The sequence below is a fragment of the Paenarthrobacter sp. Y-19 genome, from assembly GCF_029223985.1.
GTDB classification, from domain to species: Bacteria; Actinomycetota; Actinomycetes; order Actinomycetales; family Micrococcaceae; genus Arthrobacter; species Arthrobacter nicotinovorans.
The window spans coordinates 237,126-253,598 of the sequence record NZ_CP119414.1; the positions used below are offsets into that span (position 1 = coordinate 237,126).

A 16,473-nucleotide genomic window follows, 5' to 3' on the forward strand; every position below is an offset into this window, starting at 1 on the left:
AAAGGAGTGACGGGTGAAGCAGTTTGAATCTTTGACCGGGAGAAGTTTGTCCCGGAGACAGCTATTGACAGGCTCGGCGCTGCTGGGCGGCGGGCTTTTGGCCACGGGCCTCACAGGATGCGGCGGATCGGCGGGAGCCGCGGCCGTCCCGACCATCAACTTCTGGCACCTCCTCTCCGGGGGAGACGGCACCAAGATGCAGGCCATGATCGCCAACGCCAACAGCGCCAATCCGGGCTTCAAGGTCCACCCCACGGTCTTGGCCTGGGGACCGCCCTACTACACCAAGCTGGCCATGGCATCGGCCGGCGGACGGCCGCCGGAAGTAGCCATCATGCATGCCAGTCGGGTTCCCGGCTACGCCCCCGGCGGCCTCATCGAGCCCTGGGACCTGGGCCTGCTGGCAGAGAACGGCATCACGCCGGAGAACTTTGCCCCGCGTATCTGGGAAAAGAGCCAGCAGGACGGAAAGGTGTTCTCGCTCGCACTGGACTCCCACCCGTTCATCATGTTCTACAACACGGACATCGCCGGTAAAGCGGGGCTCCTGGAAAGCAACGGCCTCTTGCAGGAAGTGAACTCGCCGGACGGATTCAAAGCCATGGCACTGGAGATGCAAAAGGTCACCAAGGCCCACGGCCTCTCCTTCGGATACCTGAACCTCGGCTCGCAAATGTGGCGCCTGTTCTACACGCTCTACAAGCAGCACGGGGCCGAGATCGTACTGACTCCAGGCCAGCCCATGCAGGCCGACAGGGACGCTGCCGTTGAGTCACTGGAATTCATGGCGTCGCTCTTTGATGACACGATCGCGGCCAAGGGCAACGACATCAACACCGGTATCGCCGAGTTTGTCAGGGGCGACTCGGGAATGCTCTTCAGCGGCGGCTGGGAACTGCCCACCATGAAGAAGGCCAAGCTTCCGGTTGACGCTGCCACCATCCCGACGCTCTACGGGACGCCTGCGTCGTACGCCGATTCGCATTCCTTCGTGCTTCCACGGCAACTCGCGGTGGATGAAGAAAAACGCAAGGACGCCTACAAGTTCGTCAGCGACATCCTCAAGGGTTCGTTGTCGTGGGCCGAGGCGGGGCACATCCCGGCATACCAGCCCGTAGTGCAGTCGCAGGCATACCGGGAACTCACCCCTCAAGTCCACTATGCCAACGCCGCAGACATCATCGCTTACGACCCCGAGGCCTGGTTCAGCGGATCAGGCTCGGACTGGCAGAACTATTTTGCCGAGTACATCCAGAACGTACTTCTGGGACGCAGCAAAGCAGCTGAGGGGTGGGACGGTTTCGTGGCCCGCACCAACGACCTTCTATCCCGGCCCAACCCGGTCTGACCGGCACAGCACACCGAGCGACAAAGGAGTCCTTCATGAGTTCCTCTACAGTGTCCCGGCAGACCAGCCAAGTACGGACAAAACCCACTCCCGGCACCAAGACCGGGCCCTCCCTGCGCAACAGCAGGGACAACGTGAGCGGCTGGACCTTCGCGGCGCCGTTCCTCGTCTTCTTCCTCGTGTTCCTTGTATGGCCAATCCTGTACGGCTTCTACATGAGCCTGACGGGCAAATCCCTCACGGGAGCCAACGACGTCCTCATTGGATTTTCCAACTACTCCGAGGCCTTTGCCGACGCCGGTATGTGGCGTTCCCTGGGAAACACGCTCTATTTCACCGTGATCAGCACCGTGCCATTGGTGCTGGTGGCGTTGGTGATGGCTGCGCTGTTGAACATCGGCCTTCCCGCCCAGTGGCTTTGGCGGCTTTCCTACTTCGCGCCCTTCCTTCTGGCATCCACGGTTGTCTCCCTGTTCTTCGTCTGGATGTACAACCCGCAGCTCGGACTGATCAACGATTTCCTGTCCAAGTTCGGCATCCCGAAGATCGGGTGGCTCAACGATCCCAATGTGGCCATGTGGTCGATCGTGATTGCAACGCTCTGGTGGACCGTGGGATTCAATTTCCTTCTGTACTTGGCGGCAATGCAAAACATTCCCGCTCAGCACTATGAGGCAGCATCGCTGGACGGCGCCGGAGCCTGGCGGCAGTTCTTCTCCATCACGCTGCCACAGCTCACCCCCACCACGGTGATGATCGTGCTGCTCCAGATCCTCGCTTCCCTGAAGGTCTTCGACCAGATCTACCAGATGACGTCCGGCGGTCCGGGCGGATCGACCAGGCCCGTGGTCCAGTACATCTTCGAAACCGGGTTTACCGGATACCGGCTGGGATACTCCGCAGCCATCTCCTACATCTTCTTCGGACTGATCGTGCTGGTCTCTGCCTTGCAGTTCGTCATCACCCGCCGCAGGAGTGCATAGCCATGGCAAATACAACCCTCACCCGATCCATCCCGCGCAGCACTGCCGGCCAGGTCATCCGCCAACCTCGAAAGAAGCGGACAGTGGGCAAGGCCGCAGCCGTCGTGGTCGCCGCCGTCCTCGCTGTCCTCTGGTTAGTTCCCTTCGCCTGGGCAACGGTCACCGCCTTTAAATCCGAAGCGGACGCCTCGGCCTCGAAGGTCAGCTGGATCCCGCCGTCGGGCTTTACGTTCGACGCTTTTGCCAACGTCTTCCAAGCCGGCAACATCCCGCTCTGGACATGGAATTCGCTCTACACCTCCGCTGCGATCACCCTCATCACGCTGGTGATCTCCGCCCTCATCGCTTATGCATTGTCCCGGATCGAGTTCAAGGGCAAGAAGGTACTGATGACGGCCATCATCGCCAGCATCATCGTGCCGCCGCCGGTACTCATGATCCCGCTTTTCTACCAAATGCTCGCGTTCAAGATGATCGATACCCCGTGGGCCATCATCCTTCCGCAGGTGATCCACCCCGCCATGGTGTTCGTCCTCAAGAGGTTCTTTGACCAGATTCCGCGTGAACTCGAGGAAGCGGCCGTGATGGACGGGGCCAGCCGGCTCCGGATTTTCATGCAGATCATCCTGCCGTTGTCCCGGCCGATCCTGGCCGCCGTCGCGATCTTTGTGTTCATCGGCGCGTGGAACAACTTCCTGTGGCCGTTCATCTCCACCAACGACGATTCCCTGCTGACCCTTCCGGTGGGCCTGCAGACCATCAAGAGCGCCTACGGCGTGCAGTACGCCCAGAACATGGCGTCGGCATTGCTGGCCGCGCTGCCGCTGATTGTCGTCTTCCTGTTCTTCCAACGCCAGATCATCAAGGGCATTTCCACCACAGGACTTGCCGGGACCTGACCGGTCCGCATTGCTGCACCACCAGACCTGAAACACACAACCAAGGAGATACATGTCCCGCGCACGCATCACCCTCGATCGCGACTTCACCATCGGGGAGGTACCCCGCCGGCTCTTCGGCTCCTTCGTGGAGCACATGGGCCGCTGCGTCTACACCGGGATTTACGAACCCGGGCACCCGGAGGCTGACGAGCACGGCTTCCGCCAGGACGTCCTCAAGCTCGTCAAGGAACTCGGCGCCACCGTTGTCCGATACCCCGGCGGCAACTTCGTCTCAGGCTACAACTGGGAAGACGGGATCGGTCCACGGGAAAACAGGCCCCGCCGCCTGGATGGCGCCTGGCACACCGTGGAGACCAACGCCTTTGGACTGCACGAATTCGTGGACTGGTCCAGGCAGGCCGGCACCGAAATCATGGAAGCCATCAACCTGGGCACCAAGGGAGTCGAGGAAGCCCGCGCCATTGTGGAGTACTCCAACCACAGCGGAGGCACGTACTGGTCTGACCTCCGGGCGAAGAACGGCCACAAGGACCCGTTCGACATCAAGCTCTGGTGCCTCGGCAATGAGATGGATGGCCCGTGGCAGATCGGGCACAAGACAGCCGATGAATACGGCCGTCTGGCCCAGGAAGCCGCCAAGGCCATGCGATACGTGGATCCGTCCATTGAACTCGTCGCGTGCGGCAGCTCGAATTCCAGGATGCCCACCTTCGGGGCCTGGGAGCAGACCGTCCTCACGCACACCTATGAGGAAGTGGACTATGTGTCCCTCCACGCCTACTACTTCGAGGAGGAGGGCGACGTCGGCAGCTTCCTGGCGTCCGCCGTCGACACCGACTACTTCATTGAGTCAGTGATCGCTACGGCCGATGCCGTCAGGGCCAAGGGCAAGCACAAGAAGCACATTAACCTGTCCTTTGATGAGTGGAACGTCTGGTACCAGCGGGGCCGGGACACCGAGGACCAGCTGAGCAACATCGTCAAGGCTCCGTGGCGCGAACACCCGCGTGTCATCGAGGACCAGTACAACGTGACCGACGCCGTGGTGGTGGGGACCCTGCTCAACTCGCTGCTGCGCCATGGCGACCGGGTAAAGATCGCCAATCAGGCGCAGCTGGTCAACGTGATCGCACCGATCCTTTCCGAGGAAAACGGGCCGGCCTGGAAGCAGACCATTTTCCACCCGTTCGCCCGGATGGCGGAGCTCGCCACAGGACAGATCCTGCGGCTCTCAGTTGATTCGGACAAGTACTCCAACAACCGGTTCGGGGACACCGACCTGGTGGACGTCAGCGCAACGTGGAACGAGGAAACGGGCCGGGTTGCCTTGTTCTTCGCGAACCGCGGCCTGGAGGAAGCGGCCGACGTCGAGACAGCCCTGCGCGGGTTCGACGCCCGGCAGGTGGTCCGCGCCGAGGTCCTGGAAATTCCCGACGGCGGCGACCGCTTCACCATCAACAGCCAGGACCAGCCGGGCCGGGTTGGGCTCAAGCCGCTGGACGGCGTGAAGGCGACTGGTTCGGAGCTGCGCCTGACGCTGCCCGCCTTGTCCTGGGCCGTCGTGGAGCTTGAGGTGGCGAAGGCCTAGCCCTCGCCAATAAAGCAACGCGGGGTCACTTATGGCCTATCCCAAGGGGGATTTTGGGCCATAAGTGACCCCGCGTTGGGTTAAACGCTGCAGCCGTCCGGGCCGCAGGCCTCGGCGTCGGAAGCGCCGACCGGGATCAGCGGGTTGGCTTCCTGCCATGCCTGGTTCAGGGCCTGGCTGAAAAGTTCGGCAGGCTGGGCACCCGAGATGCCGTACTTGCGGTCGATCACGAAAAACGGAACGCCGGTCACGCCGATGGCACGGGCCTCGTTGATGTCTTCATTGACCTCGTCCGTGAACTTGTCGGACGTGAAGAGTTCGGCAACTTCCTGTGCCGGCAGGCCGAGAGCTTCACCGAGCTCCGTCAGGTACTCCTGGTTGCCGATGTCCTTGCCGTGCTCAAAGTGGTCGCTGAGCAGTCGTTCCTTGGCGGCGTCCTGGCGTCCGTGGCCGGCAGCCAGGTGGATGAGGCGGTGGGCGGTGAAGCTGTTGGCCACAACCACCTTGTCGAAGTGGTAATCCAGGCCTTCGCCCTTGGCGGTCTCCGTGACGTGCGCGAACATCTGCTTGACCTGCTCCGGAGCCATGCCCTTGCGCTGGCTGAGGTAGTCCAGCTCCGTGCCGTCATAATGCCCCGGAACGGACGGATCCAGCTGGTAGCTCTTCCATTCGATGTCCACGGAGTCGCGGTGGGGGAACTGTGCCAGGGCGGTCTCGAAACGGCGCTTGCCGATGTAGCACCACGGGCACGCGACGTCTGACCAGATCTCAATCTTCATGGTTGCGTCAACCCCGCCCGGCTCCAGTGCATTCCGGCGGCGGCCTGTTATTTTCCTCACGGGACGCCTAGCCTTGAGGAGGGTTATGAAGCCAGCCCATGGTTTGGGGGTTATGCGCGGAGGCCCGGATGCGCATTGGACTCATTGTTGGACCATGGTTTACCGTCCCGCCCGAAAAATACGGCGGCACGGAAAGGGTGGTGGACGCCCTCGCCCGCGCGCTGGTTGACGCCGGGCACGAAGTCCTCCTGGCGGCAGCCTCCGACAGCACCTGTCCGGTGCCCCGCATCCCCGGTTTCGGCCCAAGCCAGCCGGATGAACTCGGACTGACCCTCAGCGAGCTGGACCACGTCATCAAGGCCTACCGCGGGCTGGGCGGGGTGGACATCATCCACGACCATACGCTGGCCGGACCCCTCTACGCTTACCGACCTCCTGCCATCCCCGTGGTCACCACCATCCACGGCCAGTTCACCGCCCAGTCGGCGGAGCTCTACCGCGCCATGGAGCGGGATACGTCCATCATCGCCATCTCCAATGACCAACGGTCCATGTTCCCGGACCTCAACGTTGCAGCCGTCATCCACCATGGGCTGGACCTGTCCACGGTCTCCATGGGGGACGGTCAAGGCGGTTATGCGTGTTTTGTGGGACGGATGTGCCAGGACAAGGGGCTCATGGAAGCGGTAGCGGTTGCCCGCGAGGCCGGTGTACCGCTGAAAATAGCCGCCAAAATGCACGCCAAAGACGAACAGGACTTCTTCCGGGAAGTCGTGAAGCCGGCCCTGGGCCCGCAGGAGGAGTTCCTGGGTGAACTCTCCGACCCCGAAAAATACGAGCTCATGGGCGGTGCCGTGGCATTGATCAACCCCATCCAATGGCCCGAGCCTTTTGGGTTGGTCATGATCGAGTCACTGGCCACGGGCACACCTGTTGTGGCCACCCCGATGGGTGCCGCTCCGGAAATCGTCAAGCACGGAAAGACCGGCTTCCTGGGCGAGGTCCGGGACCTCGCCGGCTTCCTGGATACCGCCGCACGCTTGAGCCGGGCCGAATGCCGGCGCTCGGTGGACGAGTACTTCAGCGCCGGCCGGATGGCTGCCGAGCATCTGGCCCTCTATTCGCGCATCCTTCAACAATTCAGCAGCAAGGGGCTTCCCGACGGCGGCTACGTGGAAGAGAATCAGAGGCAGGCCTCGTAGCCAGAGGTTGCTTGTCCGCGAAACCAACCCCGCCAGAGGAGCCCTGCCGCGCATGACCGCTTGGAACGCAGACACGGAAGCCGGAGCATCCGAACTGGGGGCGGTGATCGTCGTCGAAGGCTCGTCCTTCTGCATTTCCGCCCACCCGGGCGACATCCACGCAGGCGGTTCGCAAGGCGCGTATTACCAGGACACGCGCATTGTGTCCCGCTGGGTGCTGCGCATCAACGGCGAACCCCGGGAGCCCCTGGTGGCCCGCAACCCGACGTCGTTCCAGGCCGAATACGTGGGCCGGGCGTGTACCGAGGACGGGCGCTTTGAAAGCCCGCTGCTGGTCCGGCACCAGCGCAGCGTCGGATCAGGGCTCCGCGATGACCTCACCATCACCAACTACTCCGGCACCCCGTCAACGTGCACCATCGAACTGCTGATCGACGCCGACCTCGCCGACCTCTTCGACGTCAAAGGCGGCAGGGTGGGAACCGCCGAGGAAACCATCAAGGCGGCGCGGGAGGACGGACTGCACATAGACGCCCTGCACTCCAGCGGACAGCGGCGGGGAGTGCTGTTCCAGGCGCACGGGGCAAAAGTCACGGAGGAAGGACTGACGTTCAACGTCACCATCCCTGCCCGTGAGCAGTGGTCGACCACCATCATTGCCCTGCCGCTGGTCAACGGTGAGGCCCCGGACGATCCCTTCACCGCAGGAACGCCCCTTAAACACAGCACGGGAGCACGCCGGCAGACCCAATGGGAGGAGCACGTTCCGCGCATCACGGTCAGCGACCAAAACGTCACGGACGTCCTTGCCCAAAGTCAGCGGGACCTCGGATCACTGAGGATTTTCGACGACGAACACCCCGGCCGTGCCGCCATCGCCGCCGGGGCGCCGTGGTTCATGGCCCTCTTCGGACGGGACTCCCTGCTTGCCTCCTACATGTCCCTCATGGTTGATCCGAGCCTGGCCGCCGGGACGCTCCAAACACTGGCCGGACTGCAAGGCAGCAAGGTGGACCCCGATTCCGAAGAGGAGCCCGGGCGCATGCCGCACGAGGTCCGGCTCGGGATCACAGCGGGGTTGTCGTTGGGCGGCACCGCCTATTACGGCACAGCCGATGCGACGCCGCTTTTCGTCTCCACCCTGGGCGAGTTGAGCCGCTGGGGCCTGGGGGAGGACATCATCGAGTCCCTCCTCCCTCATGCTGACCGGGCCATCGAATGGATGGAGAAGTACGGCGACCGTGACGGGGACGGGTTCATCGAATACCAGCGCCCCAACAACCACGGCCTGGTGAACCAGGGATGGAAGGACTCGTGGGACGGGATCAACTTTGCTGACGGCCGGATGGCGGAGGCACCGATCGCCCTGTGTGAAGTCCAGGCCTACGCCTACGCGGCCTACGTGGGCCGGTCCCTGCTGGCGCGTGCGGCGGGCGACACCGCCGTCGAACGCCGTTGCGCGGACAAGGCCGCAGAGCTGAAGGAGGCCTTCAACAAGACCTTCTGGTTGCCGGACAAGGGTTACTTCGCCCTGGCGCTGGACAAGGACAAGAACCCCGTGGATTCGTGTACGTCCAACATGGGCCATTGCCTGTGGGTGGGCATCGTCGACGAGGACAAGGCGCCACAGGTGGCGGAGCGGCTGATGTCCAAGGAGATGTTCACCGGCTGGGGCATCCGCACCCTCGGCTCCGACATGGGTGCCTACAACCCCGTCAGCTACCACAACGGCTCGGTCTGGCCCCACGATACGGCGCTCGCCGCCACGGGACTCATGCGCTACGGCTTCGTGGACGAAGCCAGCCGGGTGGCCAGTGGACTGTTCGACGCCGCCGAGCACTTTGGCGGTCAGCTCCCTGAGCTGTTTTGCGGCTTTGACCGTTCAGAGTTCGCGGAGCCCGTACCGTATCCGACGGCGTGTTCCCCGCAGGCGTGGGCGGCTGCGGCACCGGTCCAACTGGCCCGGATCCTGTTGCGGTTCGATCCCGATTTCACGCGGGACGTGCTCCACTTGGCTCCGATCCTCCCGGAGTCCTTCGGCGGGTTCACGGCCGACAACGTGCTGCTCGGGAGTTCGCGGCTCACCGTGCGGGCGTCCGGTTCCTCGGGTACAGTCAGCGGCCTTCCGGAGGGACTCCATTTGCGCAACGACCCCCGGCCGCAGCTGGCCGGGGACTTGTTTGGCTAAAGCCTGTTCTCCATGACGAAGTCGTGTTCCACCGTGTTGCCGAGCTTGAACGATTTGGTGCCGACGCGCTGGAAACCGCTCTTCTCGTAGAAGCGGATGGCCTTGGCGTTCTCGCTGTTGACGCCCAGCCACACCCCGGATGCGCCCTTGTCCGCGGCCAGGGCCAGGGATGCCTGGATCAGCCGTGCTGCGGCGCCCTTTCCGTGGTGGTCCGGGTGGACGTAGCATTTGCTCAGTTCGGTGGAGGGCTGCGCCGAAAGCACCGAGGCGACGTCGGGGTCGCTTGCCGGCTTGGCAATCAGCATGGTGTACCCGGTGAGCTGCCCGTCGTCGTCGAGCACCATGACCGTGATGTTCGCATCGGCGAGGTATTCCGAAAAGTTGGCCTCGCTGAGTGTCTTCTCAAGGTGCGCCTGGATGTCGTCCGGTGAGGAGCCCGGCGGGCACGCCAGCGGGAAGGTGATGGCGGCAAGCTCAGCCAGCTTCCCGGCGTCGTTGGCTGTTGCGGTGCGGATAGTCTCTGGCACGTGGTCCCCCTTGCGAGTTTTTGTACAGGTAATGCCCCTAAGAACGAATCTTAAGGGCATTAGCTGGACAAAAACTCCCAGGTTAAGGGGTGGGACGGATGGCGTTGCTTGCCCGGTCGGCGGTGATTTGGGTTTCCCTACCCGAGTCGAGGATAGTGTTCCGCGCTGATTCCGGGTCCACCAGGACCGCGGTCACGGCCAGGTCTTCAGCCGCATCGGTGGTCAGCAGGGCATCCACCTGGGCCTCGAAGCAGTCGTCGCTGGCGTTGGCGTGCACGTTCAAGGCCACCACGTGGTTGTTGGAGACGAAATTGCCCGCGCCTTCACGCAAGCGGATGATGACCGGCGTTGCGCCCTCCGGACGGACGCTCTCCGAGTCGATGATCTGTGAAAAGTGGTTCCCGATCACCGAGTTGTTGTTGCCGCTGACACTGAGGACCCCGTGGAGGTCATCCAGCCCGTTATCGATCCCGAGGAACGGCGTCCAGGGCTCGTGGTCGCGGAGGAAGTGATTGGTGGCCACGAGGTTTTCCGAGCTGTTCCGCTCCAGGACCACCATGCCCGGATAGAAGGAATGCAGGCGGTTGTTGGTGATGCTGGAGCGCGTCACACCGCTGAAATGGACGCTGCTGGCACCCCGTGGGAAGACGTTGTTGGCCGTGACCAGGAGTCCGCCATGGTTCTCCGCATAGATCGAGTGGCCCTTGAATCCCGCGCCGATCAGGTTGTCCGTGATCTTCGATGCCTGACCCCAGCCTCGCAATTCGATGCAGCTTCCGCATTCGGCGATGAAGTTGTTGTGGATGGAGAGGGCATCGGCGTTGTGGATGGTCAGGGCGTGTTCGAGGTAGATGAAGCCCATCTCGTTGATCCGGAAGGAGTCGTTGGCGCTGGCAACGTGAATCCCGGTCTTGCCATTGATGTATGTATTCTCGGCCGGCAGGTCAGAGCCGTCCGGGGTGAAGTGCAGGCCATCAATGCAGAAGTTGGCGAACTCCACCGAACTGATCCGGGGGCTGCCCGCACGCTCAACAAGGAACGCTGCTCCGCTGGCGGGGTCCGAGCTGTCAGCGGGAGGAAGATCCACCAGCACGCGGCTGCCGCCGGGCCACAGCTCATGAAGGTCGGACCATTCGTCCTGGGGAACGTTGAACCTGATGCTCGAGGACGTGAACCCGTGGCCTGAGCCCTGGATCCGAAGGAAGCTGATGTCGATCAGGACCTGCGTGCGCAGCCGGTAGTCACCCGGTGGCAGGTAGATCACCGCACCGGGCTTGCCGCCGTCGTTCACATCTGTGGCGTTCTGGCGTTCCTTGACGTCGGCGATGATGCTGTTGATGACCTCGCCGACATCCTTGGACGGGTCGCCGGTGGGCCAGGTGGTCACATCGTAGTAGTTGCTGCTGGACATGGTGTGGATCCTCGTGGAGTTGGGGGTGGTCAGGTGGCGGGCTGGTGTTCGGGCAGTTCGGCCAGCAGCTCGTCCGACGTCGGCGGGTTGGCGCCCGCACGACGGACAGTGATGGCTGCGGCCTTGGCGGCCCGGCCGCCCAGGGACTCCAGCGCCTCCTCAGTGAGTCGGTCAACTCCGGTCTGGAGGAGCCCGTAGATCAAGGCGGACATGTACGAGTCGCCCGCGCCAATGGTGTCAGCCACGGTGGACGTCACGGAGGGAACCAAGACCTGGGCGCCGGTGGTCGAGAGCATGGATCCTTCCGAACCCTTGGTCACCACCACGAGGCCGGTCCCAAGGCCCAGGATGCGCCGTGAAGTGTCTTCGAGGGACAGGCCCGGGTAAAGCCAGTGCGCGTCCTCATCACTGAGTTTGACCACGTCGGTGAAAGGAATGAGTTCCTCGAAAGTGGTGGTGGCCTGGGCATGGCTGCCCACCAGAGCCGGCCGGATGTTGGGATCGTAGGTGACCACACAGCGTTGATGTACCTGCTCAAGAAGATCGCGCACAGTTGCCGCTCCGGGTTCCAGGAAGGTGGCAATCGATCCTGTGTGCAGGATCTTGGGCAGGGTGGTTGGGGTGATCCGGGGAAGGTCCCACTGAATGTCGAAGTCGTAGCGTGCTGAACCGTCCGACGCCAGGGTGGCGGTTGCCGTAGCGCTGCGGACGCCTGCGCGGGCACCGGCCAGGAGTTCGACGCCGGCACCGGCCAGGTGCCGCTGGATGGCAGCACCATGGTGGTCTTCTCCAATGGAGGTCAGCAATGAGGTAGGCACGCCGAGCCTGCCGAGGCCGTAGGCCACGTTCGCCGGAGATCCTCCCGGATGCTCCACGGTGCCGTGGGTCGAGACGACGATATCCACCAGGGCCTCGCCCACAACCATGACTTCGGTTGCCGGACTGCTGGTTGGCTTTTGGATGTTCTGCATTGGAACCTGCTCCTTAGGCGGGTGTTGAGACAACGAGCTTGAGAACTGTGGCGGTGCCGCCTTGGGCGGACAACCGGGTTTCCCGGCTGTCGGCATCCGGATAGACCAGGTCCGTCAGGACCACCGTGCCGTCCTGGGCGAAGACTTCCACGGAGCACTGGTCCACCACAATGAGCAGCTTGAGGACGCCGTCTTCCAGTGCAACCGGTGCGGATTCGACGGATGCGAACTTCCCGTGGAACGAAGTGTCCCCTGACTGGGTCCGGTCAAGGGTCAGCCTGCCGCTGCCCGGGGTGTAGTTCAGCAGGGTGCCTTGGCGTCCGTCGGAGCTGGCCAGCAGTCGCAGCTCAACACGCTCTGCGGTTCCCGGCGCGATCTCAGCCTCAATAACCTGCGCCGTGCCCGGTACGGCGTCCGGCAAGGCGAGGGCTTCCGACCCCAACTCGATGGTGCCCACGCGAAACAGTTCTTCCTCCGGACCCGCGAGGACGGGGTACTGGACCAGCCGGGCGGTGCCGCTGATCGATTTCAGCTTCAGCTCGCGGGCGAGGGTCATGGAGGACCGCCACGGTGCTGTGGGCAACTGGTTGGCGTAGTCCCAGTTATTCATCCAGCCGATGATGATGCGCTTCTCATCCGGGACGTCGCTGAAGGACACCGCGGCGTAGCAGTCGCGGCCCCAGTCCAGCCACAGGCATTGCTGCAGTGCCTCAGCCCTGGCAGATTCGTCCGGTAGGGAGGTGACTCCCGCTGGCGCCGCAAGGGAACCCGCGTCCGGAACGAAGCTGACGCCGTCGAACTGTCCTACGAAGTACTGTCCGCCGGAACCTCCCGCGACAGCGCCAGGATTCACGTTGACGATCAGCACCCACTTCATGTCCTCAGGATCCCCGTCCACCGCCAGGGGAAAGAGGTCAGGGCATTCCCACTCACCGGCGTCGGCGTTGGCCGGGCCAAAGTCGCTTAGGAAGTCCCAGGTTTTGAGGTCGTCGGAACGGTAGAGAACCACCTTCTGCTGTTGGGCTTCAACGGCGACCATGACCCAGTACGCGCTCGCTCCGCTGTGGTAGCGGAAGACTTTGGGGTCCCGGAAGTGGGCTGAGTCCCGGGTGAGCACCGGATTACCGCCGTACTTTTGCCAGGTCATTCCCGAATCGGAGCTGTACGCCAGGGACTGCGCCTGCGTGCCGCTGTGTTCGGTCCCGGGCTTGAAAGCGCTGGTATATATGGCCACCAAAGCCGGCGCCCCGGCTGTGCCGAAACCGGAGGTGTTGCCGTGGTCCACCACCACGCTTCCGGAGAAAATGTCCTCTGTTTCATCGCCTGCGATAGCCACGGGGTGTTCGGTCCAGCGCAGGAGGTCCGGGGAGGTGGCGTGCCCCCAGGACATGTTGCCCCAGACGCTGCCGTAGGGATTGTTCTGGAAGAAGAGGTGGTACAAACCGTCGTGGAAGACCAGGCCGTTGGGGTCGTTCAGCCAGGTGTCCTGTGCCGTGAAATGGATGGCAGGCCGGAACCTGGGAGTGACGGCCGGGGCTGTTTCCGGGCGTGCGGCGTCAAGGCTACTGGACATGTGGTGCGTTCCTTTTGGGACGTTGAAGGGCTGGTTGGGCTTACCGTGGAGCCGCGACCGAGTCACGGCGAACCAGGGGACAGCCCAGGACGGTGGGGTGGAGCGCCATTAAGGAAAGATCTTCTTTGCCCTCGATGGCATCAATAAGGTGATCCGTTGCCCAGGCCCCCATCTCGTAATGGGGGAGGGCCACGGTGGTCAGGCCGGGGTAGAGGTTGGCGGCAATGAGTTCCTGGTCATCGAAGCCCACAACGGAGAGGTCCTTGGGAATGCTGAGCCCTAACTCGGCGGCTGCCCGGTAGGCGCCCATTGCCATCCGGTCGTTGTAGCAGAACAGTGCCGTCGGCACGTCAGCGCGGTCTTCCCGGGACAGGATCCGTTTGGCAGCCGCATAGCCGCCATGAACTTCGGAGACTTCGGACTCGACCGGTGCGGCATCGCCGTCGAGCCCTGCTTCGGTGAGCATGGCCCGGAAGGCCTGGAGCCGCTGGCGGGTGGCGGGTACGTCGTCGGTGTTGTTGATGAATCCAATCCGGGTGTGGCCGGCGTCCAGGAGTGCCCCAACAGCGGCGCGGGCGCCGCCGTCTTCGTCCGGGACCACCGCGGTGATGTTTCCGCCGATGGCCACGGAGTCCACCAGGACCGACGGTACGTTTTCCAGGTTCCGGGGAAGTTCCACGTTGCGGTGGTACATGGTGGCGTACAGGATCCCGTCCACCCGGCGCTCCAGGAGGGCCTGGACGTCGGCTTGCCTCGATTCGAGACTGGCGGAGCCCGGGGTGTTGATGATCATCAGGTTGTAGCCCCGGGCCTTGGCCGCCTCATCAGCGCCGAGGATGATCCGGCCTGCATGGGGTGTGGTAGCGATTTCCTCGCTGACCAGGCCGAGCATTCCTGTCCGCTGCGTGCGAAGGGCCTGGGCCAGGCGGTTGGGCCCGTAGCCGAGCTCCTCGGCGGCGTTCCGGACTTTGTCCCGGGTTTCACTGCTGATCCGCGCGTAAGAGACCTCGTTAAGGACGTGGGAGACGGTGGTGACGGACACGCCGGCGGCGACGGCAACGTCCTTGATACCGATGTTCTTGCTGCTCATGTGGCTCCCACGTCCTTATGGTTGGCGATGCCCCGGAAGGGCTATCAGTAGGCTACTCGTTGATGGTGGCAGTGGCCTTGGTGGCATTAGCCCTTGACTGCGCCCAGCGTCATGCCCGCGACGATCTTGCGCTGCAGCAGAAGTGTCAGCAGGATGACCGGAATCGAGTACACGGCGGCGAGGGCCGTCATGGATCCCCAATCCAGGCCGAACTGGGTTTGGAAGTTCGCGATCACCACAGGTGTGGTTTGCGAACGGATGGCGGTCATCAGGAGTGCGAACAGGAATTCGTTCCAGGATGCCAGGAAGGCGAAGATCGCAGTGACCGCAATGCCGCCGGACACTACCGGGATCACTACCCGCCACAGGGCGCCCAACCTGCTGCAGCCGTCCACGGTTGCGGCCTCTTCAAGGTCCCGGGGGACGGATTCGAAGAAGCTGCACATCAGCCAAATGGAGAGCGGCAGAGAGATGGTGGTGTGCGCAATGGAGAGGGCGATCGGGGTATCGGACAAGCCCGCCGAGGCCATCATGGACGCCAGCGGAATGCCGATGGCCACGGGTGGAACCATGCGGGTCACCAGTGCAGCCATGATGAATACCTGGCCGCTGGGGGTCTTGTAGCGGGTAATGCCGTAGGCGGCCGGAACGGCCAGAACCAGCGATAGCAGGGTGCTGATGACGGCGGTCTGGATGCTGTTGATGAAGGATGCCACCACCCCGCTCCGGCCCAGGGCGTTGGTGTAGTTCTCCAGCGTCCATTCCCTGGGAAGGATGGTCGGTGGGACGGCGATGGTATCGATCGGCGTCTTGAAGGACGTGAACAGCAGGTACAGGAACGGGAAACCGTAGAGGACCATGGCCACTGCCAGCAGGATCCAAAGGATGGTCCGGGTGCTGCGCCGGCCGGCTTCGAGGCCTTCGCGGTTGGCCCCGCGCCGCTTGCGCAGCGGCTGCGCTTCCGGGAAGTCCGACGACGGCGGGCTGGCTTTGGTGGTGACGCTTGTGGTGCTCATCAGTTGTCCTTTCCTGGCCGCCAGATGGTGGTCACTGCAACAAAGGCAATGGCGAGCATTGCGAGGAGGTAGATGGTGCCCATGGCACTGGCCAGGCCGGGGTCGCCGAAGCGGATCATGGTGCGGTAGATCAACAGGCTCATCGTCTCGGAGGCTGACTGCGGTCCGCCGTTGGTCTGGATGAGGATGGTGTCGAAGGCCCTGGCCGCATCGATTCCGCGGACCACCAGTGCAACGGCGATCACTGGGCGGAGCAGGGGAAGGATGATCCGGAACAGGAGTGCCGGAGCCCGTGCACCATCCAGGCGGGCGGCCTCAATCAGATCGCCGGGGATGTTCTGGAGGCCTGCGAAGAGCACCAGGCACATGAAGGACGTGGTGAGCCAGATGTCCGGGATGGCCACCGAGAACAGCACGATGTTGGGGTCGGACAGCCAGCCGATCTGGTTGGGGTCCGAAAGGATCCCTGCCTGGTGGAGGAGTGTTCCGATCAGACCGAAGTTGTCGATCATCAGGAACTTCCACAGCAGGCCCGCCACGATCGGGGCGATCATCAACGGGTAGAGGAAGACGGTCCGCCAAATCTGGGATTTCCTGCCTAGCGTGGTGAACAGCAGTGCCATGCCCAGGCCGAGCGCGAATTCGAGGGTCACCACCACCAGGGTGTAGGCGAACGTACGCCACCCGGCGCTGGTGAAGGCCTCGGAGGTGAAGGCGGTGACGTAGTTTTGGAACCCCACAAAATCGCGGGGCCCGCCGGCGATGGGGGAGATCTTGAAGAAGCTGTCTGCCACCAGGCGGAAGAGGGGGTAGGCCACGAATACGGCCAGGAACAGTGCCGCGGGCGTCATCAGATAGAGGGCGAAGCGGCGATCGGAGATACGCACGGTATTTC

At 63.3% G+C, this 16,473-nt stretch carries 14 protein-coding genes; 6 read left to right on the top strand and 8 right to left on the bottom strand.

The features are described 5' to 3' along the window. Positions 1-13 precede the first annotated feature (13 nt). From PYR64_RS01175 to PYR64_RS01190, 4 genes are read left to right on the top strand one after another with little or no spacing between them, the layout of a single operon-like run. Entirely contained in the window at positions 14-1,348 is a 1,335-nt protein-coding gene (locus tag PYR64_RS01175; RefSeq protein ID WP_026267213.1) for an extracellular solute-binding protein, read from the top strand. 35 nt (positions 1,349-1,383) lie between these two features. After that, on the top strand, positions 1,384-2,331 hold the full coding sequence (locus PYR64_RS01180) for a sugar ABC transporter permease (protein WP_110504916.1): 948 nt from the start codon (positions 1,384-1,386) through the stop codon (positions 2,329-2,331). Between the two features lie 2 nt (positions 2,332-2,333). Continuing rightward, positions 2,334-3,230: a carbohydrate ABC transporter permease gene (locus PYR64_RS01185; RefSeq protein WP_275777847.1), complete on the top strand. Its 897-nt coding sequence runs from the start codon at positions 2,334-2,336 to the stop codon at positions 3,228-3,230. A gap of 52 nt (positions 3,231-3,282) precedes the next feature. Then, positions 3,283-4,821: an alpha-N-arabinofuranosidase gene (locus PYR64_RS01190; RefSeq protein ID WP_018778070.1), complete on the top strand. Its 1,539-nt coding sequence runs from the start codon at positions 3,283-3,285 to the stop codon at positions 4,819-4,821. Between the two features lie 80 nt (positions 4,822-4,901). Here PYR64_RS01190 and PYR64_RS01195 read toward each other — a convergent pair whose 3' ends face one another. Continuing rightward, on the bottom strand, positions 4,902-5,660 hold the full coding sequence (locus PYR64_RS01195) for a DsbA family oxidoreductase (RefSeq protein ID WP_255520247.1): 759 nt from the start codon (positions 5,658-5,660) through the stop codon (positions 4,902-4,904). Positions 5,661-5,728: 68 nt separating this feature from the next. Here PYR64_RS01195 and PYR64_RS01200 point away from each other — a divergent pair, with 68 nt between their 5' ends. Together PYR64_RS01200 and PYR64_RS01205 are read left to right on the top strand one after the other, a co-directional pair. Beyond that, positions 5,729-6,802, top strand: coding sequence for a glycosyltransferase family 4 protein (locus PYR64_RS01200; RefSeq protein ID WP_275777848.1), 1,074 nt, complete (start codon positions 5,729-5,731; stop codon positions 6,800-6,802). 52 nt (positions 6,803-6,854) lie between these two features. Continuing rightward, a complete protein-coding gene (locus PYR64_RS01205; RefSeq protein ID WP_275777849.1) occupies positions 6,855-8,990 on the top strand; it encodes a glycogen debranching N-terminal domain-containing protein in 2,136 nt (711 codons plus the stop codon). On the opposite strand, the gene PYR64_RS01210 is transcribed toward PYR64_RS01205, so the two are convergent. The 7 genes from PYR64_RS01210 to PYR64_RS01240 form a co-directional block, all read right to left on the bottom strand. Beyond that, entirely contained in the window at positions 8,987-9,517 is a 531-nt protein-coding gene (locus PYR64_RS01210) for a GNAT family N-acetyltransferase (RefSeq protein WP_018778066.1), read from the bottom strand. The genes PYR64_RS01205 and PYR64_RS01210 overlap by 4 nt on opposite strands. A gap of 82 nt (positions 9,518-9,599) precedes the next feature. Then, on the bottom strand, positions 9,600-10,928 hold the full coding sequence (locus PYR64_RS01215; protein WP_275777850.1) for a NosD domain-containing protein: 1,329 nt from the start codon (positions 10,926-10,928) through the stop codon (positions 9,600-9,602). A gap of 29 nt (positions 10,929-10,957) precedes the next feature. Beyond that, positions 10,958-11,899, bottom strand: a complete 942-nt coding sequence (locus tag PYR64_RS01220; RefSeq protein WP_189076187.1) for a carbohydrate kinase — start codon at positions 11,897-11,899, stop codon at positions 10,958-10,960. A gap of 13 nt (positions 11,900-11,912) precedes the next feature. After that, positions 11,913-13,472, bottom strand: a complete 1,560-nt coding sequence (locus PYR64_RS01225; RefSeq protein WP_275777851.1) for a glycoside hydrolase family 32 protein — start codon at positions 13,470-13,472, stop codon at positions 11,913-11,915. A 40-nt stretch (positions 13,473-13,512) separates the two neighbouring features. Then, the gene (locus tag PYR64_RS01230) at positions 13,513-14,562 is read right to left on the bottom strand and encodes a LacI family DNA-binding transcriptional regulator (RefSeq protein ID WP_018778062.1); all 1,050 of its coding nucleotides are present in this window, start codon (positions 14,560-14,562) and stop codon (positions 13,513-13,515) included. A gap of 86 nt (positions 14,563-14,648) precedes the next feature. Continuing rightward, positions 14,649-15,578 (bottom strand): carbohydrate ABC transporter permease, encoded by a 930-nt coding sequence (locus tag PYR64_RS01235; RefSeq protein ID WP_181423318.1) that lies wholly within the window; start codon positions 15,576-15,578, stop codon positions 14,649-14,651. Further along, positions 15,578-16,465: a sugar ABC transporter permease gene (locus PYR64_RS01240; RefSeq protein WP_039239628.1), complete on the bottom strand. Its 888-nt coding sequence runs from the start codon at positions 16,463-16,465 to the stop codon at positions 15,578-15,580. The genes PYR64_RS01235 and PYR64_RS01240 overlap by 1 nt, the downstream gene beginning before the upstream one ends. Positions 16,466-16,473: the final 8 nt, after the last annotated feature.

Coding starts and splice junctions, on each gene's coding strand:
- PYR64_RS01190 (WP_018778070.1), top strand. CDS start 3,283: ATGTCCCGCGCACGCATCACCCTCGATCGCGACTTCACCATCGGGGAG.
- PYR64_RS01185 (WP_275777847.1), top strand. CDS start 2,334: ATGGCAAATACAACCCTCACCCGATCCATCCCGCGCAGCACTGCCGGC.
- PYR64_RS01200 (WP_275777848.1), top strand. CDS start 5,729: ATGCGCATTGGACTCATTGTTGGACCATGGTTTACCGTCCCGCCCGAA.
- PYR64_RS01220 (WP_189076187.1), bottom strand. CDS start 11,899: ATGCAGAACATCCAAAAGCCAACCAGCAGTCCGGCAACCGAAGTCATG.
- PYR64_RS01180 (WP_110504916.1), top strand. CDS start 1,384: ATGAGTTCCTCTACAGTGTCCCGGCAGACCAGCCAAGTACGGACAAAA.
- PYR64_RS01235 (WP_181423318.1), bottom strand. CDS start 15,578: ATGAGCACCACAAGCGTCACCACCAAAGCCAGCCCGCCGTCGTCGGAC.
- PYR64_RS01230 (WP_018778062.1), bottom strand. CDS start 14,562: ATGAGCAGCAAGAACATCGGTATCAAGGACGTTGCCGTCGCCGCCGGC.
- PYR64_RS01205 (WP_275777849.1), top strand. CDS start 6,855: ATGACCGCTTGGAACGCAGACACGGAAGCCGGAGCATCCGAACTGGGG.
- PYR64_RS01225 (WP_275777851.1), bottom strand. CDS start 13,472: ATGTCCAGTAGCCTTGACGCCGCACGCCCGGAAACAGCCCCGGCCGTC.
- PYR64_RS01215 (WP_275777850.1), bottom strand. CDS start 10,928: ATGTCCAGCAGCAACTACTACGATGTGACCACCTGGCCCACCGGCGAC.